We start from the raw sequence: 20,075 nt of genomic DNA, 5'->3' as shown, positions 1-20,075 counted from the left end.
ATTTGACCCATGTTCAAATATATTGGCGACATCGTTAAGGGTACTGGTACCCAGTTGCGCAGCCTGGTCATGGTCTTCGGCCATGGCTTTCGCAAGCGCGACACCCTGCAATACCCGGAAGAAGCGGTCTACCTGCCACCACGCTACCGCGGTCGCATCGTCCTGACCCGTGACCCCGATGGCGAAGAGCGTTGCGTAGCCTGCAACCTGTGCGCCGTGGCTTGCCCGGTGGGTTGCATCTCGCTGCAGAAAGCTGAAACCGAAGACGGTCGCTGGTACCCGGACTTCTTCCGTATCAACTTCTCGCGCTGCATTTTCTGCGGTCTCTGCGAGGAAGCCTGTCCGACCACCGCGATCCAGCTGACACCGGATTTCGAGATGGCCGAGTTCAAACGTCAGGACCTGGTGTACGAGAAAGAAGATCTGCTGATCTCCGGCCCCGGCAAAAACCCTGATTACAACTTCTATCGTGTTGCAGGTATGGCAATCGCTGGCAAGCCGAAAGGCTCCGCGCAGAACGAAGCCGAACCGATCAACGTGAAGAGCTTGCTGCCTTAAGGAAGAACGATGGAATTCGCTTTCTATTTCGCATCGGGTATCGCTGTTGTGTCCACGCTTCGCGTAGTCACCAACACCAACCCTGTGCACGCCCTGCTCTACCTGATCATCTCGTTGATCGCCGTGGCCATGACCTTCTTCGCACTCGGCGCACCGTTCGCCGGCGTGCTGGAAGTGATCGCTTACGCCGGCGCCATCATGGTGCTGTTCGTGTTCGTGGTGATGATGCTGAACCTGGGTCCCGCCTCGGTTCAGCAAGAACGCGTCTGGCTCAAGCCCGGCATCTGGGCCGGTCCGGTGATTCTCGCCGCGCTGCTGCTGGCCGAACTGCTGTATGTGCTGTTCGCTCACCAGAGCGGCCAGGCCATCGGCCACACCACCGTAGACGCGAAAGCCGTGGGCATCAGCCTGTTCGGTCCGTACCTGCTGGTGGTCGAACTCGCCTCGATGCTGCTGCTTGCCGCAGCCGTCACGGCGTTCCATTTGGGCCGTAACGAGGCGAAGGAGTAAGACATGCCTGCTATCCCTCTCGAACATGGTCTGGCAGTTGCCGGCATCCTGTTCTGCCTTGGTCTGGTCGGCCTGATGGTCCGCCGCAACATTTTGTTCGTGTTGATGAGTCTGGAAGTGATGATGAACGCCTCTGCATTGGCGTTCATCGTTGCTGGCGCCCGTTGGGGCCAGCCGGATGGACAGATCATGTTCATCCTGGTGATCAGCCTTGCAGCCGCCGAGGCCAGTATTGGTCTGGCGATCCTGCTGCAACTGTATCGCCGCTTCCACACGCTCGATATCGACGCTGCCAGTGAGATGCGCGGATGAATCTTATCTTTCTGACTTTCGTATTCCCTCTGATCGGTTTCCTGCTGCTGTCGTTCTCCCGTGGACGCTGGTCGGAAAACCTCTCGGCGCTGATCGGCGTGGGTTCCATTGGCTTGTCGGCGATTGTCGCCGCCTACGTCATCTGGCAATTCAACGTCGCACCTCCCGAAGGCGGTCACTACACCCTGGTGCTGTGGAAGTGGATGGCGGTCGAAGGCTTCAAGCCTGACTTCGCCCTCTACGTCGACGGTCTGTCGATCACCATGCTCGGCGTGGTCGTTGGCGTCGGTTTCCTGATCCACCTGTTCGCGTCCTGGTACATGCGCGGTGAAGCGGGCTACTCGCGCTTCTTCTCGTACACCAACCTGTTTATCGCCAGCATGCTGTTCCTGGTGCTCGGCGATAACCTGTTGTTCCTGTACTTCGGCTGGGAAGGCGTGGGCCTGTGCTCGTACCTGTTGATCGGTTTCTACTACAGCAACCGCAACAACGGTAACGCCGCACTCAAGGCTTTCATCGTGACCCGGATCGGCGACGTGTTCATGGCCATCGGCCTGTTCATCCTGTTCCAGCAAGTGGGCACGTTGAATATCCAGGAACTGCTGGTGCTGGCACCGCAGAAATTCCAGGTCGGCGACTTCTGGATCACCCTGGCAACGCTGATGCTGCTGGGTGGTGCGGTCGGTAAATCGGCACAACTGCCGCTGCAAACCTGGCTCGCGGACGCGATGGCCGGCCCGACCCCGGTGTCGGCACTGATCCACGCCGCAACCATGGTTACTGCCGGTGTTTACCTGATCGCCCGTACCCACGGTCTGTTCACCCTGGCGCCGGAAATCCTGCACTTGGTCGGCATCGTTGGTGGTGTGACGCTGGTGCTCGCTGGTTTCGCCGCTCTGGTTCAGACCGACATCAAACGTATCCTCGCCTACTCGACCATGAGCCAGATCGGCTACATGTTCCTGGCGCTGGGCGTTGGTGCATGGGATGGCGCGATTTTCCACCTGATGACCCACGCCTTCTTCAAGGCCTTGCTGTTCCTTGCTTCCGGTGCGGTGATCGTTGCCTGCCACCACGAGCAGAACATCTTCAAGATGGGCGGTCTGTGGAAAAAACTGCCACTGGCCTACGCCAGCTTCATCGTCGGCGGCGCGGCACTGGCTGCTCTGCCTCTGGTCACCGCCGGCTTCTACTCCAAGGACGAAATCCTCTGGGAAGCGTTCGCCAGCGGCAACCACGGTCTGCTTTACGCAGGTCTGGTCGGCGCGTTCATGACGTCGCTGTACACCTTCCGCCTGATCTTCATCACGTTCCACGGTGAAGCCAAGACCGAAGCCCACGCCGGTCACGGCATCGCTCACTGGCTGCCGTTGTCGGTGCTGATCGTATTGTCCACCGCCATTGGCGCGATGATCGTTCCGCCACTGCACGGCGTGCTGCCAGAAAGCGTTGGCCATGCCGGTGGCGAAGCCAAGCACAGTCTGGAAATCGCCTCGGGCGCCATCGCCCTGGCCGGTATCCTGCTGGCAGCGCTGCTGTTCCTCGGCAAGCGTCGCTTCGTCACGGCCATCGCCAACAGCGGCATCGGCCGTTTCCTTTCGGCCTGGTGGTTCGCTGCCTGGGGCTTCGACTGGATCTACGACAAACTGTTCGTCAAGCCTTACCTGGCGATCAGCCACGTACTGCGCAAAGACCCGCTCGACCAGACCATCGGTCTGATCCCGCGTATGGCCAAGGGTGGTCACACCGCCCTGAGCCGCACCGAGACCGGTCAACTGCGTTGGTACGCTGCTTCGATGGCTGCTGGTGCCGTGCTGGTCATTGGCGCCATCGTGCTGGTAGCGGTCTGATATGAACCTTGCGAATTTGCGAAAGGAAACGAGCCCGTCATGATTCTGCCTTGGCTAATCCTGATCCCCTTCATCGGCGGCCTGCTGTGCTGGATGGGTGAGCGCTTCGGCGCTACCCTCCCCCGCTGGATTGCGCTGTTGACCATGACCCTGGAACTCGCCCTCGGCCTCTGGCTGTGGGCCCACGGTGACTATTCATTTGCCCCGGCGCCTGGCGCCGATCCGACCTGGGCGCTTGAGTTCAAGCATGTCTGGATCCAGCGCTTCGGCATCAACGTGCACCTGGCCCTCGACGGCCTGTCGCTGTTGATGATCCTGCTGACCGGTCTGCTGGGTATCCTCTCGGTACTCTGCTCGTGGAAAGAGATTCAACGTCACGTTGGCTTCTTCCACCTGAACCTGATGTGGATCCTCGGCGGCGTGGTCGGCGTGTTCCTCGCCCTCGACCTGTTCATGTTCTTCTTCTTCTGGGAAATGATGCTGGTGCCGATGTACTTCCTCATCGCGCTCTGGGGTCACAGTTCTTCGGACGGCAAGAAAACCCGGATCTACGCAGCGACCAAGTTCTTCATCTTCACTCAGGCTTCCGGTCTGATCATGCTGGTGGCGATCCTCGGTCTGGTGCTGGTCAACTTCAACAACACTGGCGTGATTACCTTCAACTACGCCGACCTGTTGAAAACCAAGATGTCGATGACCACCGAGTACATCCTGATGCTCGGCTTCTTCATCGCCTTCGCGGTCAAGCTGCCGGTTGTACCGTTCCACTCGTGGTTGCCTGATGCCCACGCCCAGGCGCCGACTGCCGGTTCCGTCGACCTCGCCGGTATCTTGCTGAAAACCGCTGCCTACGGTCTGCTGCGTTTCGCCCTGCCATTGTTCCCGAACGCTTCGGCCGAGTTCGCGCCGATCGCCATGACCCTCGGTCTGGTCGGGATCTTCTACGGTGCGTTCCTCGCTTTCGCACAAACCGACATCAAGCGTCTGATCGCCTTCTCGTCCGTTTCCCACATGGGTTTCGTGTTGATCGGCATCTACTCCGGCAGCCAACTGGCCCTGCAAGGTGCAGTGATCCAGATGCTCGCGCACGGTGTGTCGGCGGCGGCACTGTTTATCCTCAGCGGTCAGTTGTACGAGCGTTTGCACACTCGTGACATGCGTGAGATGGGCGGTGTGTGGTCGCGTATCGCTTACCTGCCAGCAATCAGCCTGTTCTTTGCAGCCGCTTCGCTGGGTCTGCCAGGTACCGGTAACTTTGTCGGTGAGTTCCTGATCCTGATCGGCTCCTTCGCCAGCTGGCCATGGATCACTGCGATTGCCACCTCCGGTCTGGTGTTCGGTTCGGTCTACTCGCTGATCATGATCCACCGTGCCTACTTCGGTCCGGCGAAATCGGATTCGATCCTGCACGGTATGGACGCTCGCGAACTGATCATGGTGCTAGGCCTTGCGGTGTTGCTGATCTACATCGGCGTCTACCCGCAACCGTTCCTCGACACTTCTGCCGCCACGATGCATGGCGTTCAGCAGTGGCTCGGCACCGCCTTCACTCAACTCGCTTCGGCCCGGTAAGAGCGCTATGGAATTCACGATTCAACACTTTATTGCGCTTGCGCCACTGTTGATCACCAGCCTCACCATTATCGTGGTGATGCTGGCAATCGCCTGGCGCCGCAACCACTCGCAGACTTTCCTGATCTCGGTCGCCGGTCTGAACCTGGCCTTGCTGTCGATCCTCCCAGCCCTGAAAGTCGCGCCTCTGGCCGTGACTCCACTGCTGCAAATCGACACGTTCGCTTGCCTGTACATGGCGCTGATCCTGGTCGCCACCCTCGCCTGTGTCACCCTCGCCCACGCCTATCTGGGCGATGGCGGTTCGGGTTACCCGGGCAACCGTGAAGAACTCTACCTGCTGATCCTGATGGCCGCCGCCGGTGGTCTGGTTCTGGTCAGCGCGCAGCACCTGGCCGGTTTGTTCATCGGTCTGGAACTGCTCTCGGTACCGGTCTACGGTCTGGTGGCTTACGCCTTCTTCAACAAGCGTTCGCTGGAAGCCGGCATCAAATACATGGTGCTGTCGGCCGCTGGTTCCGCGTTCCTGTTGTTCGGTATGGCGCTGCTGTACGCCGACTCGGGTTCGCTGAGCTTCGTCGGTATCGGTCAGGCTCTGGCTGCGACTGGCCTGCCTAGCTCGCTGGCGCAACTGGGTCTGGGCATGATGCTGATCGGTCTGGCGTTCAAGCTCTCGCTGGTACCGTTCCACCTGTGGACGCCGGATGTCTACGAAGGTGCTCCGGCACCGGTGGCGGCGTTCCTCGCGACCGCTTCCAAGGTTGCGGTGTTTGCAGTGATGGTGCGTCTGTTCCAGATCTCCCCTGCCGCCAGCAGTGGCGTACTGAGCGACGTGCTGACCGTCATCGCCATCGCCTCGATCCTGTTCGGTAACCTGCTGGCCCTGACCCAGAGCAACCTCAAGCGTCTGCTCGGTTACTCGTCCATCGCGCACTTCGGCTACCTGCTGATCGCGCTGGTGGCGAGCAAGGGTCTGGCGGTGGAAGCCATCGGCGTGTACCTGGTGACTTATGTGATCACCAGCCTCGGCGCCTTCGGCGTGATCACCCTGATGTCCTCGCCGTACAACGGCCGTGACGCGGATGCCCTGTACGAATACCGCGGCCTGTTCTGGCGCCGTCCGTACCTGACCGCCGTGCTGACCGTGATGATGCTGTCGCTGGCCGGTATCCCGCTGACTGCAGGCTTCATCGGCAAGTTCTACATCATCGCTACCGGTGTTGAATCGCATCAATGGTGGCTGGTCGGTTCGCTGGTGCTGGGCAGCGCCATCGGCGTCTTCTACTACCTGCGCGTGATGGTCACCTTGTACCTGATCGAGCCAAACCTGCGTCGCCACGACGCCCAGCTGCACTGGGAACAGAAGGCAGGCGGCGTGATGCTGCTGGCCATCGCCCTGGTCGCGTTCTTCCTGGGTGTGTACCCGCAGCCATTGCTGACACTGGTTCAGCAGGCGGGTCTGGCGGGCTGATTGCTCCGTCGCTTTTAGCTACAAATAGAAACGGCACCTTCGGGTGCCGTTTTTGTTTTTGCGGGTAAGCCCGGCTCCCACAGGTTTCGATGGTGTTCACAAAGTCTGTAACCACCCTGGATCACTGTGGGAGCGAGCCTGCTCGCGAAGGCGTCGGCACATTCAACCTCTTCTTCGCCTGACACCCCGCCGCTATCACCATTCGGCGTTGGGCACTGCTTGCGGGATTGTTCCGACACGGCAGCTGCGAAGCCTCTTCATAGATCAATCGAACGTTCTCACCACACGCGGCGATTCGTCCTACAGGTGTTTTTACGAGCGGCGTCTACCGTTGAAAAAGGGACGAAAAGCAAGGCCAGGAGGCCTTGACCGATTCGATTATCGAGACAACACTATACGTAGGCAGCGTACAGAACATGGATGCTCTATTTATCGAATTGCCTGTATTTCAGAAGCACCGAGACGACTATCTGGATGACGATCTGTTTCGCAGCTTTCAACTGGAGCTGCTGAAAAATCCGGAAGCGGGCGATCTCATCGAGGACACAGGCGGGCTTCGTAAAATTCGCTTTGGCGACCAACGAAGAGGGAAAGGTAAGCGCAGCGGATTACGAGTGATTTATTACTGGTGGTCAGGCTTCGATCAGTTCTGGCTCTTTACCGTCTACAACAAAAACGAGCAGGACGATTTGACGCCTGCCCAGAAAAAACTTTTCAGAAAAACGCTGGATAGAGAACTCAACGCGAGAACCCACTATGAAACGTGACATTTTTTCCGAACTGATGGATGGACTGGAAGCACTGGCCGATGAACGCCAAGGCAAAATCACCTTGCGTACCCACAAAGTTCAACTGCCAAAACTGATGCCGATCACTGCTGAAGAAGTGATAGCCATCCGTCAGCAACTTAATCTTTCCCGGTCAGTATTCGCGATGTATCTACGCACCAACACGCGAACGCTCGAAAACTGGGAGCAAGGACGAGCAACGCCCAATGCTCAGGCCACAACCCTGATCCGTCTGGTCGAGCGTTTTCCACAGACAATCGAACAACTCGCAGCCCTGACCTGACACAGGGTTCTAATTCCAGCCACATGACGAAATTGTAATTCCCTCATCACCTTGGCGTTATCCGCAGCTTGCAACGATGTGACCCGGCGACCATGCCGGCGGGCCCTGCCCCGTCGAACAATAAAACCCACGCCGAAGCACGTTCCCGTTCTGCCGAACCCAAGGAGTGTTTGATGGTTAACCCTACAAAAATATCGATGGCCGCTTTAGCGGTGGTGGTCAGCGCCGGGCCGTCCATGGTGTTTGCAGAAGACAAGCCTGAAGGCTTTGTCGAAGGCAGCAGCCTGACACTGCTCAACCGCAACTTCTACTTCAATCGTGATCATCGCAATGGCCAGTCCAGCCCCACCGGCAAAGGTTATTCCGAAGCCTGGTCGCATGCGGTGATCAGCAAGTTCGAATCCGGTTTCACCCAAGGCACCGTCGGGGTCGGGGTTGATGCGTTTGCGATGATCGGACTGAAACTCGACACAGGTGACGGCCGTAATGGCGGGCGCAGTTCGTTTGATGTATTGCCGGTCAACAGCGACGGCGAAGCGCGGGACGAATACACCAAGGTCGGTGGCGCTGCGAAAATTCGGGCGTTCGATACGGTGGTGAGGATTGGCGATGTGTTCCCGGCCAATCCGGTGGTTGCGGCGGGTGACTCGCGCTTGTTGCCGGAGAGCTTTCGCGGGGTGACGGCGAGCAACACCAGCATTGAAGGTCTGTCGGTGCAGGGCGGTCGATTGCATGCGATGAGCCAGCCGGCGTCCAGCGACATGCGCGAGAACTTCGCCACGTTCTACGCTGGCCCGGTCAATTCGCCGTGGATCGCTTACGGTGGCGGCGATTACGCATTGAACAAGAACCTCAGTTTCAGTCTGTATTCCAGCCGTCTCAAGGATGCGTGGAATCAGTACTACGCTGGCACTGCCTGGACTTATCCGCTCTCGGACGACCTGTCGCTGTTCGGTGGCCTGAACTATTACAAAGCCGTCGATGAAGGCAAACAACTGCTAGGCGAGTTCGACAACAACATCTGGAGCGGCCGTGTCGGCGTAAAACTCGGCGCCCATTCGGTCGCCCTCTCCCACCAACGCAATAACGGCAATGACGACTTCGATTACCTGCGCCAGTCCGACTCGATCTTCCTCGACAACTCGATCCAGTACAGCGATTTCAACTCGCCGAAAGAACGCTCGTGGATGGTGCGTTATGACCTCGACATGAGCACTTATGGCGTACCCGGTTTGTCGTTCATGACCCGTTACGCGCGCGGCACCGACGCCGACTATTCCAACGCCAACGCCGTGTACATGCGCCGCGATGCCGAGGGCAATCCGCTGACCGATCAGAAACGTTGGGAGCGCGACATCGAAGTCAAATACGTGGTGCAAAGCGGTTCGATGAAAGACCTGTCACTGCGCTTGCGCCAGGCGACGACACGCGCCACGGCGTTCGAGTCGGATCTGGATGAAGTGCGGGTGATTGTCGAGTATCCGTTGGCGATTCTTTGATTGCGCGGTTGATGCAAATTCACCTTTAGAAGCTCCTTGCTCCTTTGGTAAGAGGTGAATCTTTTGGCGTCCTTCGGGGCGCCTTTTTTTGCGCTGCGGTCGCGACATAATCAACCCGCTATCAAGACAACCTAGCGGGTAGCTGAAAGCCAAGCTTTAGCGTAGAGGCAGCATCAGGGTTATAGGGGAAATGTCGGCGCACGGAATGAATCCCGCGTACTTGATATAAAAGCTCGACAGCCGATCATTCAAGGGATGAACAATTATTGCGCTGGATCCGATCGACTGAGACGCGTTGAGGGCTCTTTCAATCGCATCTTGCAGTAAATCGACAGCGAAACCTTGGCCCTGAGCTTCGCGCGTTACCCCCATACGCCCCAATAGAGTTACCGGATGGACACTGGGCGAATTGCGTTGACTGCTCTTCGGCATGACGCTGGCACGGGCGACTGATCCGCTGGAGAGAGTGTAATAGGCCATCACATTCGACGTGCCTTTGAGGCAACTGACGTACACAACAGCCTGCTTGGTGGATTGGGCTTTTCGCGCCTTCCTCTGCAGGTAATGGTCAATGGTCACCTCACCAGAATCGAAAGCATTGAGCTCGTGTAGGTCGTTGAGCTTCTCGGGGGCGGTCAACTCCAACGTTTTGGACGTGCGAGCAGTTGGTGCAGGCATTCGTTACCTCGAGCCGGATTGGCTTCAATAGCCTGTTCGAATGCGTCAAATGCGCTGTCGTCGAGAAGGAACAGTCGTTTATCCAGAATCACCTCTTCAGCTTTTTGGCAGGCAGCTTCCAGGATAAAACTTGTGCGATCACGACCAGACATGGCGGCTGCCAAATCGATCAGATTACGTTTCTTTTCGTCCGCTCTCATGTTGATTGGAACGGGTTTGGATTTTTCAACGCTTTCAGTTGTGGACATTTGTTCTGTTTCCCATCTGGGTAGGTGATGTTGGAACTGGAGCCTCCTTATGGCGTTAGCACATCAGCTTTTGTTTACTTTTCATTTTCTGACTCCTTGAGTGGCCCGGAGAGGTTTAGGCCATGCTCTTAACGTGAGATCTAACGTTTGAGGTGCGAAGCCATGTGAGCAGCTTCGGAGTCGATTCTATACCGACCGTGTAGCTAATGCATATACGCGTATAGCTTTCAGATACACGGTCATTTTATTTAGTCTGGCGAGAAAGAGATCCTCGCCAAAGGACCTTTGCCTACGTCGTGACCTCCACGTTATCCAGCGCTTTGTTCACCGCCAGTTCACCGAGCATGACCACCTGCGCGATACCCAGCAGGGTCTTGCGATGGGTGCCGCCCAGCAATGCGGCGAAGTCACCGAGCATCACCGTGGCCGAGGCCAGGGATTCGCTGGCGTTGGCCAGTAGTGATTCGGTGTCGGCTTTGGGATTGACCAGGAACATCTGGTTGGGGATGTACGGTGCGGACATGATGGCGGCTGAGGGTTTGAGGTAGAAGTCGAGGGCGCGGTCGGCGGCTTCGTGGAGTTTTCGGGTGTCGACGGAGGCGTAGGGGGATGTTGAGTTGGCGTCGGGGATTGCGTCTGCTTCGGGGGGATTTGGGGTTGGCTTTTTCATAATGTTTTACTCAGCTTGAAGGTGGAGCTGGCCCTTTCGGTTCCACGCGAAAGGGTGGCAGCTGTACGCAGGTTGGAACCCGGGCAACTGAGCAAACCCGACAGACTCGAAGTCTCCCGCGCACAGCCGCCATAACGGAGTGCACACATGAAAGTGCGCAAGCATACGTCATGAACAGTGCGTCTTGCTTCAGTTGAGCCACGGGGTTCCAATCCCGATCGCTGAATTGGCAGCGACCCACACAGGCTAGAGAGCGGACGTCCGACGGACAACCTGAAAACATTGTGGGAAGGTTCCGTATTTCCCACACAAGCTTTAAACATTACGAATTGAAATACGTATCGTGATATTGCAATTCGGCCCCTGTAGGAGCTGCCGAAGGCTGCGATCTTTTGATCTTGATCTTTAGAATCAAAGTCAAAAGATCGCAGCCTTCGGCAGCTCCTACACGGGGCCGCGTTCTGGCGTGGCGGATTCAGCTCCCGCCGTTTCGGCACACGCCCATCACGTTGTACTTGATGGTATTGATCTGACCTTTGGAGTCCTCGTAGGTCATCGCGGTGGGCACCACTTTGCACGCAGGCTGCGGCTTCACCACACTCACCACTTTGACCACGTCCAGCTTCATTCCGTATTCGTAATCCTTCACCGCCGGCGGCGCTTTGCCCTGGTTGGCGGCGTACTGTTCCATGGCTTTGCTGTTGGCGCTGAGCGCGCGTTCAAAGGTGCGGTCACCACCGCCTTCGGCCAGCACATTCGCAGACATCGCCATTACGCCGACGAACGCGATCCACTTGAGCATGTTCATATCCATTTCCTTCCCGTCCGGGCTTGAAAAAAAAGCCCGGCATCGATGCGCGATGAAGGGCTTGTTCAGGTGCAGCAGGCTTACAGATCGCGGGTTTTGTCGTCTTTCTTGTCGTTGACGACAACCGGGTTGCCAGCGGCTTTTTCCTTGGCGACGAACAACTCCATGGAGCGGTCGTTGCTGGTCATCATCCGTTCGAAAGTGCGGTCGCCACCGCCTTCGGCCAAGGCCACGGAAGAGATCGCCAACGCCACAACAAAAGTACCCATCTGTACGATTTTCATCTTTGATTCCTCGTTTAAGTAACTGACGGGATCAAGGTAACAATCCGAACCTATCGTCACGGTGGCGGGGAAATTACATATCCGTTATCTCCCGGACACACTTCTGAAGTCGAACACAAAACCTGTAGGAGTGAGCCTGCTCGCGATAGCGGTGGGTCAGTCAATGTAGATCTGCCTGATAGACCGCTATCGCGATCAGGCTCACTCCTACAGAGGGGATTACCTATTTAGTTGGAACGGTGTCTTCTTCCCGGCGATGGGCGAGTTGGTAGAGCGCCGGCAAGATCAGCAGCGTGAGGATCGTGGAGGACAGGATTCCGCCGATCACCACGGTTGCCAGTGGTCGCTGCACCTCCGCACCTGTGCCGGTCGCAAGCGCCATCGGAATAAAGCCCAGCGAAGCCACCAACGCCGTCATCAACACAGGTCGCAAACGCGTCAGCGCACCTTCGTGAATGGCATCCGAAAGCGACCGCCCCTCCTCGCGCAAATTACGAATAAACGCAATCATCACCAAGCCGTTCAACACCGCCACCCCGGACAACGCGATAAACCCGACCCCCGCCGAAATCGACAGCGGAATATCCCGCAACCACAACGCCATGACCCCACCGGTCAAGGCAAACGGAATCCCGGTAAACACCAGCAAGCCGTCCTTCAAGTTGTTGAACATCATGAACAACAAGCCGAACACCAGCAGTAACGCCACCGGCACGACAATCTGCAAACGCTTGGCCGCCGATTGCAGTTGTTCAAACTGGCCGCCCCAACTGGTCCAGTAACCGGCCGGGACTTGCACATCACGCTCGATCACCTCACCGGCCTCGCTGACAAACGAACCAATGTCACGCCCACGCACGTTGGCGCTGACGATCACCAGACGCTTGCCGTTCTCACGGCTGACCTGATTCGGGCCGAGCACCAGGTCGAGGCTGGCGACGTCTTGCAGCGCGATGAAGCCGATCTGATTCGCAGCGCCACTCAGTGCCGGCACCGGGATCAGCAGTGCCGACAAGCCGTCGATGTCCTTGCGCATGGCATCGGACAACCGCACAACCATATCGAAACGCCGGTCGCCCTCATACAACGTCCCGGCCTGACGCCCGCCCACTGCCACGGCAATGGTGTCCTGCACATCACCGACGTTGAGCCCGTAGCGCGCGGCTTTATCGCGATCAATGTTGATAGTCAGCACCGGCAGCCCGGTAGTTTGCTCGACCTTCACTTCGGATGCGCCGTTGACCTTTTGCATGGCAGCAGCGATTTTCGCAGCGGTGGCATTGAGCACGTCCATGTCATCACCGAACACCTTCACCGCGACATCACTGCGCACGCCGGAAATCAGTTCGTTGAAGCGCAGTTGAATCGGCTGCGACAGTTCATAGTTGCTGCCCGGCAACGTCGCGGCGGAAGCTTGCAGTTCGGCCATCAGGGTTTCGCGGGACTTGCCTGGATCCGGCCACTGTTCCTTGGGTTTGAGCATCACGTAGCTGTCGGAGATATTCGGCGGCATCGGGTCGGAGGCGATTTCGGCGGTGCCGGTGCGAGCAAAAACACGTTCGACTTCCGGCACTTTCGCCAAAATCAACGTCTCCAACCGCTGCTGCATATCCACCGATTGCGTCAGGCTGGTGCCCGGCACACGCAACGCTTGCAAAGCAAAATCACCTTCGCTGAGGCTCGGTACAAACTCGCTGCCCATGCGGCTAGTAAGCACGCCGCTAAGCACGATCACGCCCAACGCCGCGCCCACTGCGATTGCGCGATGGGACATGACCCAGGCCAGCGCCGGCGCATACACGCGACGTGCGCCACGCATCACCGCGCCCTCTTCTTCCTTGACCTTGCCCGTGACGAACAACGCAATCGCCGCTGGCACGAACGTGACGGAAAGCAACATCGCGCCAAGCAAAGCAATCACCACGGTAAACGCCATCGGGTGAAACATTTTCCCTTCGACGCCACTCAAGGCGAAAATCGGCAGGTACACGACCATGATGATCAACTGCCCGAAAATCAGTGGTCTCCGCGCCTCTTTCGCCGCGGCAAAGACTTCCTTGAAACGCTCGGCACGGGTCAGCAAACGGCCGTGATGCTGCTGCGCATGGGCCAGTCGACGCAGGGTGTTTTCAACGATCACCACCGCACCGTCGACGATGATGCCGAAGTCCAGCGCGCCGAGGCTCATCAAGTTGGCGCTGACCTTGTTGCTGAACATCCCGGTGAAGGTGAACAGCATCGACAGCGGAATCACCATCGCGGTAATCAGCGCCGCGCGGATGTTGCCGAGGAACAGAAACAGAATCGCGATCACCAGAATCGCGCCTTCGATGAGGTTCTTTTTCACCGTGGCAATGGCTTTGTCGACCAGGTGCGTGCGGTCGTACACAGGCACCGCGATCACGCCTTGCGGCAAGGATTTGTTGATCTGTTCGAGCTTGCTGGCGACCGCTTGCGAAACTGTGCGGCTGTTCTCGCCGATCAGCATGAACACCGTGCCGAGCACTACTTCGCGGCCGTTTTCCGTGGCCGCGCCACTGCGCAATTCGCGGCCGATTTCCACGCTGGCGACGTTCTTCACCCGGATCGGCGTGCCGTCAACGTTGGCCATGACAATGTTGGCGATGTCCTCGGTGCTCGCCACTTGGCCCGGCGCGCGAATCAGCAATTGCTCGCCGCTGCGCTCGATGTAACCGGCGCCGACGTTGGCGTTGTTGCGCTCCAGCGCGGTGACCAGATCGGTGAGGGTCAGCTTGTATCCGGCCAGGCGTTTCGGGTCCGGAGCGATCTGATATTCCTTGGCGAAACCGCCGATAGTGTTGATCTCGGCGACACCGGGCACGTTGCGCAATTGCGGCTTGATGATCCAGTCCTGAATCACCCGCAGGTCGGTCGGCGTGTAGGCTGTGCCGTCGTCCTTGAGTGCGCCCTCCTTGGCTTCCACTGTCCATAAAAAGATCTCGCCGAGGCCGGTGGAAATCGGCCCCATCACCGCTTCCGCGCCTTCGGGCAATTGCTCCTTGGCGATCTGCAAACGCTCGTTGACCAATTGGCGGGCGAAGAACAGGTCAGTGCCGTCCTTGAAGATCACCGTGACCTGCGACAGCCCCGAGCGCGACAGCGAACGGGTCTGCTCCAGTGCCGGCAAACCGGCCATCGCGGTTTCAATCGGAAAGGTGATGCGCTGCTCGGTTTCCAGCGGCGAGAACCCGGCGGCGCCGGTGTTGATTTGCACCTGGACGTTGGTGATGTCCGGCACGGCGTCGATCGGCAGTTTTTGATAACTGGCGATGCCGAGGCCGGCCATGAGCAGAACGGCGAGCAGCACAATGATGCGCTGCTCGATGGCAAACTGGATCAGGCGTTCGAACATGGGAGTCTTCCGGATCAGTGGCTGTGCTCGGCTGAGGCTTTGCCCAGTTCCGACTTGAGGACGAAGCTGCCGGCGCTGGCGACTTGCGCGCCCGGTTCCAGCCCTTGAGTGATTTCCACATGGCCGGCGGCGCGGCTGCCCAGCTCTACTGCCCGGGCTTCGAAACCGTCGTCGGTACGCACGAAAACCGTGGGTTTGTCCTCGACGGTCTGGATCGCGGATTCCGGTACGGCGACTCTCGCTTCGCGGCTGTCGGTAGCGACCAGCGCGGTGACGAACAGGCCGGGACGCCACGAGCCTTGCGGGTTTTCCAGGGTGACGCGGACGGTCGCGGTGCGGGTTTGTTCGCCGAGCAAGCTGCCGACGTAAGCCACGCTGCCGACCACTTCTGCGTTGAGTTCCGGGGCGCTGACGGTGACCGCTTTGCCTACTTGAACCTTGTTCAGATCCTTCGGTGAAACGCCGAACGTTACCCACACTCGCGACAGATCCGAGAGGGTGAACGCCGCTGTGCTTTCATCAACGACCTCGCCCGGCGTCAGGTGTTTTTCCACCACCACGCCATCGAACGGCGCGCGCAATTCGTAGCGATTGCCGCCGGTGGCGACCACGCTGCCGCTGAGTACGCTGATCTTTTGCCGCGCATTGGTTAGCGCAATTTCAGCCTCTTGCAGTGCCTGACGCGCCTGGAGGAAATCCTGCTCGGCGGAGATTTTGTCCTGCCAGAGTTTTTTCTCGCGTTCGTAGGTGGTGCGCGCCAAGGCCAAACGGCGCTGCGCGGCGGCCTGCTCGCTGCGTTGATCGGAGATCTGCTGACTGGCGATCACCGCCAGCAACTGGCCCTTCTTCACCGTTTGCCCGAGGTTGACCGCCACCGCCTCGACCACACCCGGCACGCGCGGCACGACGTGGGCGGTGCGGTCTTCGTCGAAGCGCACTTCGCCGGGGAATGGCAGACCAAGACTGATGTTTTGCGGCTTTGCTTCGGCAAGTTGAATGCCGGCGGCAGTGATTTGCTCGGCACTCAATTCGATGTGGCCTTCTTCGGCATGTTCAGCCGCTGCACCTTCTTCGGCGTGATCGGCATGCTCAGAAGTCTCGTCGGCATGCGCGTCGATGCTTGCGTTACCTGACCACTGCGAGCCGATACCAATGCCCAGCGCCAACGTCGCCACCGCGACAATCATCAATTTTTTATCCATGGAAACTCCTCTGCGCCGAGCCATCGCGCAGTTGTCTGAAAAGTGAAATTCAACGGCCGACGCTGAGGTCGCCGAAGATCCGTTCGATGCGTACGCGGGCGTCGGTGGCTTCGCTGACGGCCTGGATGTACTGGCTACGAGCGCTGATCAATGTTCGTTGCGCATCGAGCACATCGAGGAAGCCGAACTTGCCCATTTCGAACCCGCGCGTGGCGCTGTCGACCGCACTTTGCGCGGCGGGCAGGATGGTCTGGTTGAACGCGGTGACTTCGCCGTTGGCGGTCTGCCATTGCTCGAGACTGGTCTGGATTTCCGTGCGCAATCGCAGCTCGGTGGCGTTGCGCAGATCCCGCGCCTGATCAGTTCGGCGCGCTGCGGCGAGCACGTTGCCCTGATTGCGGTTGAACAGTGGAATCGGCATCGACAGGCCGACCACGTTGACCCGCTCGCGCTCGGTTTCGCTGTACTGACTGCCGATGCTCACGGTGAGGTCGGGGATGCGCTGGGACTTTTCCAGGCCCAACGACGCTTCGCGCTGGTCGATCTGCAACTTGGCCAGACGCAGTTCGGCGGTCTCGTTCAGACGCTCGAGCAATCTTGTAGGTGGTGGTACGGCCGGCATGTTTTGCGTGGGGGCCTGCACCTTGGTCGAGGTCGGCAACGGCGCGCCCATGACTTGCGCCAATTGTTGGTACGCGGTGGCCTGATCGCGTTCTGCCCGGCTCAATTCAAGGCGCACTTCCGAGAGCTGCACTTGCGCTCGCGTGCCTTCGACCGGTGATGATTTTCCTGCTTCGATGCGCCCTTGCGCCATGCGCACACCGTGCTCGGCCAATTGCAGCGACTGGCGGGACAGCTGCAAGCGTTGCTGCGCGGTTTGCGCGCTGTTGAACGCCTGAATCACATCGGCGCGCAATGCATTGCGTTTGCGCTCCAGTTCGATGCCGGCAGCATCCTGCGCACGGCTGGCGACATCGATGCGTGCGCCGCGTTTGCCGCCCAGTTCGATCGGCTGACTGAGCATGACCGTGGTGGTGCGTGAGTCACGGCGGGTGTCTTCGGCTTCCCACGACACTTCAGGGTTGGGGATCAGGCCGGCCTGTTGGCGGTCACCTTCGGCGATGCCGATTTCCCACTGCGCAGCGGCCAGTTCCGGGTTGCCGGTGAAGGCGCTTTGCAGGGCTTGGTCCAGCGTCAGGGTCGATGCGTTTGCAAGGCCGGCGCTGGCCAACAACACTAGGCCGCTGACTGTTTTTTTCAGGCGTGATTGCGCCGTCAGTTTTATTAAACCGGGCAATGGAAGACTTCCTTTATTCAAGAATCTCGGATGCCGCCACGGTAGGGTTTTGAACTTATCGACAAGGTGACTGGAACATTACAAATCCGTTATCCACGGTTTGCCGAAGTTGTTTTGTTCTAGGATGCGAAGTGCTGGCGGCGTTATCGAAATACATCGAAACAAATGCGCGTTAGTTATCTGCTGAATTGCACTTGTGTGAATCGAAGTCATGGGATTTTTGTGGCTCGCGCTGCGACCGACTGTCGCAGATCACTGGTTTAGAGCGTTTGATTGTTGACCCTGTAGCCGCTACAACCTTTATTGTGCCGCCTCCCCTCACCCCAGCCCTCTCCCGGAGGGAGAGGGAGCCGACCGAGGTGTCTGACACTTTCCATCGACCTGTTACATCAAATCGATTATGGATTCAGTGAGGTTTTTTCACGTCGGCGTAGTTCCGAAATATCCCACGCTCAGTCCCCTCTCCTTCTGGGAGAGGGTTAGGGTGAGGGGCCGCCTTAATTAAATACCCATTAAATAAAAGTGGTGAAAGATCATGCGAATCCTTGTCGTCGAGGACGAGCTTAAAGCTGCCGAATACTTGCATCAGGGTTTGACCGAAAGTGGCTATGTCGTTGACCACGCCGCCACCGGCGCCGATGGTTTGCACTTGGCGCAACAGCAGGCCTATGACCTGATTATTCTCGACGTGAACCTGCCGGAACTCGATGGTTGGGGCGTGCTGGAACAACTGCGTCGCACCCACTCCACACGGGTGATGATGCTCACCGCGCGCGGGCGTCTGGCCGACAAGATTCGTGGCCTCGATCTGGGCGCCGACGATTATCTGGTCAAGCCGTTCGAGTTTCCCGAACTGCTGGCGCGGGTGCGCACCTTGATGCGTCGTAGCGAAAACATCCCGGTGCCGCAGGTCCTGAAAGTCGCTGATCTGGAACTCGATCCGGGCCGCCATCGCGCGTTTCGCGGCGCGCAGCGTATTGACCTGACCACCAAGGAGTTCGCCCTGCTGCATTTGCTGATGCGCCAGTCCGGCGAAGTGCTGACGCGCACGCAGATCATCTCGCTGGTGTGGGACATGAATTTCGACTGCGACACCAATGTGGTCGAGGTGTCGATCCGCCGTTTGCGGGCGAAGATCGACGAGCCGTTCGACAGCAAACTGATTCACACCCTGCGCGGTGTCGGCTACGTGCTGGAGGCACGGGAATGAAGCCCTCCAGCCTGTCGATGCGTCTCGGTTTGACGGTGAGTATTCTCGGCGCGCTGCTGGTGGTGTTCCTGGCGATCCTTGCCTATTTCGCGTTGACCCATGAGCTCAATGCGCTGTCGCGCGACAGTCTCGAGAAGAAGATGGCGCAGGTCGAACACAGCTTGTCGCTGTACGTCGATGCCAATGAGATCAGCGGCAAGCCGCACATTTTGCTCGATCAGGTCATGGGCCATGACAACCTGACGTTGACGATTTATGACCGCTTGAACCTGCGCTCGCCGCTGCTTAAATCCGGCAGCGGTTTGACTGATCCACGGGTTGAATTGAAAGCAGTGCGGGCAACCACTGATCAATTGACCTACTCCGACAGCATCGATGCCGAAGGGGCGAAATTCCTCACCGTGTCCAAGCTGATTCGTCTCAAGGACGGCAACAGCGTGCCGGTGCTGCTGTCGATGGACAACGCCCATGATCAGGCGTTGCTCAGCGCGTATCTGCGCTCGACGCTGATTGCCTTGCCGTTGTTGCTGGTGTTTATCGGCCTGAGCGCGTGGGGCGCGGTGCAGCGTGGTTTGGCGCCGCTGCGCGAGTTTCGCAAAGTGGCGGCAATGGTCTCGACCCAGGACCTGGAACATCGTTTGTCCGTGGTGAACATGCCGCAGGAATTGAGCGAACTGGCGCAAGGTATCAATTTCATGCTGCATCGGCTGGATGCCGGGGTGCAGCAGTTGTCGCAGTTCTCTGATGACCTGGCGCATGAGCTGCGCACGCCGATCAACAATCTGATGGGCAAGGCGCAGGTGACCTTGTCCCGCGAGCGCACGACCGAGGAATACAAGGACGTGCTGGTGTCGTGCACCGAGGAACTGGAGCGCGTGGCGCGGATTGTCTCGGACATGTTGTTTCTGGCGCAGGTCAGTCATCCGTCGGCGCTGGCACCGTTTGAAGCGGTGGCGCTGGAGGTTGAAGTGGCGAAAGTCGCCGAAATGTTTTCGTTGTCGGCGCAGGATAAGGATATTCATTTGAATGTCATTGGCAGCGCACAGGTGATGGGCGATCGGTTGATGATTCAGCGGGCGATTTCCAATCTGTTGTCGAATGCGCTGCGCCACTGCCCGAACGGGAAAACCGTGACGCTGCTGATTGAACAGAGTGCGACGCAGGCATCCCTGCTGGTCAGCAACCCCGGCGCCGGGATCGAGGCGCAACACCTGCCACATCTGTTCGACCGATTCTACCGCGTCGACAGCAGCCGCTCGCGCTCGCAGGGCAGCACCGGGTTGGGACTGGCCATCGTCCGTTCGATCATGAGCCTGCATCAGGGCGTGGCGGAGGTGAAGAGTTTGCCGGGTGCGATGACCGTGTTCCGGCTTGGGTTTCCTGCGGTGCCGACAATGGCCCCTTCGCTTGCAGGCAAGCTCCCACAGTGATTTGCGGGGTACTCAGGTTTTGTGGGCACCAC

19 protein-coding genes are annotated in these 20,075 nt (G+C 58.6%); 11 read left to right on the top strand and 8 right to left on the bottom strand.

What is annotated here, in order from left to right:
• Nucleotides 1-9: 9 nt before the first annotated feature.
• From nuoI to ACOYXE_RS04255, 9 genes are all read left to right on the top strand, one after another.
• Nucleotides 10-558 carry an NADH-quinone oxidoreductase subunit NuoI gene (gene nuoI, locus ACOYXE_RS04295; protein WP_007920177.1) on the top strand — a complete coding sequence of 183 codons (549 nt, stop codon included), beginning with the start codon at nucleotides 10-12 and terminating at the stop codon, nucleotides 556-558.
• 9 nt (nucleotides 559-567) lie between these two features.
• Entirely contained in the window at nucleotides 568-1,068 is a 501-nt protein-coding gene (gene nuoJ, locus ACOYXE_RS04290; RefSeq protein ID WP_007920176.1) for an NADH-quinone oxidoreductase subunit J, read from the top strand.
• Between the two features lie 3 nt (nucleotides 1,069-1,071).
• The gene (gene nuoK / locus ACOYXE_RS04285) at nucleotides 1,072-1,380 is read left to right on the top strand and encodes an NADH-quinone oxidoreductase subunit NuoK (protein WP_003223790.1); all 309 of its coding nucleotides are present in this window, start codon (nucleotides 1,072-1,074) and stop codon (nucleotides 1,378-1,380) included.
• Nucleotides 1,377-3,230 (top strand): NADH-quinone oxidoreductase subunit L, encoded by a 1,854-nt coding sequence (gene nuoL / locus ACOYXE_RS04280; protein ID WP_038362640.1) that lies wholly within the window; start codon nucleotides 1,377-1,379, stop codon nucleotides 3,228-3,230. Before nuoK ends, nuoL begins: the two co-directional genes overlap by 4 nt.
• A 39-nt stretch (nucleotides 3,231-3,269) precedes the next feature.
• Entirely contained in the window at nucleotides 3,270-4,802 is a 1,533-nt protein-coding gene (gene nuoM / locus ACOYXE_RS04275; RefSeq protein WP_160058627.1) for an NADH-quinone oxidoreductase subunit M, read from the top strand.
• A 7-nt stretch (nucleotides 4,803-4,809) separates the two neighbouring features.
• Entirely contained in the window at nucleotides 4,810-6,273 is a 1,464-nt protein-coding gene (gene nuoN, locus ACOYXE_RS04270) for an NADH-quinone oxidoreductase subunit NuoN (RefSeq protein ID WP_007920173.1), read from the top strand.
• A 416-nt stretch (nucleotides 6,274-6,689) separates the two neighbouring features.
• Complete coding sequence (locus ACOYXE_RS04265) at nucleotides 6,690-7,040, top strand: type II toxin-antitoxin system RelE/ParE family toxin (protein WP_093434372.1); 351 nt, start codon at nucleotides 6,690-6,692, stop codon at nucleotides 7,038-7,040.
• Entirely contained in the window at nucleotides 7,030-7,344 is a 315-nt protein-coding gene (locus ACOYXE_RS04260; protein ID WP_027614657.1) for a helix-turn-helix domain-containing protein, read from the top strand. The genes ACOYXE_RS04265 and ACOYXE_RS04260 overlap by 11 nt, the downstream gene beginning before the upstream one ends.
• Before the next feature lie 173 nt (nucleotides 7,345-7,517).
• Nucleotides 7,518-8,843 carry an OprD family porin gene (locus tag ACOYXE_RS04255; RefSeq protein WP_460927875.1) on the top strand — a complete coding sequence of 442 codons (1,326 nt, stop codon included), beginning with the start codon at nucleotides 7,518-7,520 and terminating at the stop codon, nucleotides 8,841-8,843.
• 156 nt (nucleotides 8,844-8,999) lie between these two features.
• Here the strand turns inward: ACOYXE_RS04255 and ACOYXE_RS04250 are convergent, their stop codons facing one another.
• The 8 genes from ACOYXE_RS04250 to ACOYXE_RS04215 form a co-directional block, all read right to left on the bottom strand.
• Nucleotides 9,000-9,521, bottom strand: coding sequence for a hypothetical protein (locus ACOYXE_RS04250; protein WP_460927873.1), 522 nt, complete (start codon nucleotides 9,519-9,521; stop codon nucleotides 9,000-9,002).
• Nucleotides 9,479-9,769, bottom strand: a complete 291-nt coding sequence (locus ACOYXE_RS04245; RefSeq protein ID WP_041073246.1) for a type II toxin-antitoxin system TacA family antitoxin — start codon at nucleotides 9,767-9,769, stop codon at nucleotides 9,479-9,481. Before ACOYXE_RS04245 ends, ACOYXE_RS04250 begins: the two co-directional genes overlap by 43 nt.
• Nucleotides 9,770-10,058: 289 nt before the next feature.
• A complete protein-coding gene (locus ACOYXE_RS04240; RefSeq protein ID WP_160058630.1) occupies nucleotides 10,059-10,439 on the bottom strand; it encodes a DUF6124 family protein in 381 nt (126 codons plus the stop codon).
• Nucleotides 10,440-10,914: 475 nt separating this feature from the next.
• On the bottom strand, nucleotides 10,915-11,247 hold the full coding sequence (locus ACOYXE_RS04235) for a DUF2790 domain-containing protein (RefSeq protein ID WP_160058631.1): 333 nt from the start codon (nucleotides 11,245-11,247) through the stop codon (nucleotides 10,915-10,917).
• A gap of 80 nt (nucleotides 11,248-11,327) precedes the next feature.
• Entirely contained in the window at nucleotides 11,328-11,531 is a 204-nt protein-coding gene (locus ACOYXE_RS04230; RefSeq protein WP_160058632.1) for a co-regulatory protein PtrA N-terminal domain-containing protein, read from the bottom strand.
• 223 nt (nucleotides 11,532-11,754) lie between these two features.
• Entirely contained in the window at nucleotides 11,755-14,904 is a 3,150-nt protein-coding gene (locus ACOYXE_RS04225; protein ID WP_460927870.1) for a CusA/CzcA family heavy metal efflux RND transporter, read from the bottom strand.
• A 14-nt stretch (nucleotides 14,905-14,918) separates the two neighbouring features.
• Nucleotides 14,919-16,106, bottom strand: a complete 1,188-nt coding sequence (locus tag ACOYXE_RS04220) for an efflux RND transporter periplasmic adaptor subunit (protein ID WP_460927868.1) — start codon at nucleotides 16,104-16,106, stop codon at nucleotides 14,919-14,921.
• Between the two features lie 49 nt (nucleotides 16,107-16,155).
• On the bottom strand, nucleotides 16,156-17,403 hold the full coding sequence (locus ACOYXE_RS04215) for a TolC family protein (protein ID WP_460927866.1): 1,248 nt from the start codon (nucleotides 17,401-17,403) through the stop codon (nucleotides 16,156-16,158).
• 535 nt (nucleotides 17,404-17,938) lie between these two features.
• Here ACOYXE_RS04215 and ACOYXE_RS04210 point away from each other — a divergent pair.
• Both ACOYXE_RS04210 and ACOYXE_RS04205 read left to right on the top strand, forming a co-directional pair.
• The gene (locus ACOYXE_RS04210) at nucleotides 17,939-18,613 is read left to right on the top strand and encodes a heavy metal response regulator transcription factor (protein ID WP_460927864.1); all 675 of its coding nucleotides are present in this window, start codon (nucleotides 17,939-17,941) and stop codon (nucleotides 18,611-18,613) included.
• Entirely contained in the window at nucleotides 18,610-20,043 is a 1,434-nt protein-coding gene (locus tag ACOYXE_RS04205; protein ID WP_460927862.1) for a heavy metal sensor histidine kinase, read from the top strand. The genes ACOYXE_RS04210 and ACOYXE_RS04205 overlap by 4 nt, the downstream gene beginning before the upstream one ends.
• Nucleotides 20,044-20,075: the final 32 nt, after the last annotated feature.

This window comes from Pseudomonas sp. MC6, assembly GCF_054790575.1.
The sequence above is the reverse complement of the archived record's forward strand: the minus strand, read 5'-3'. Positions and strand labels throughout refer to the sequence as shown.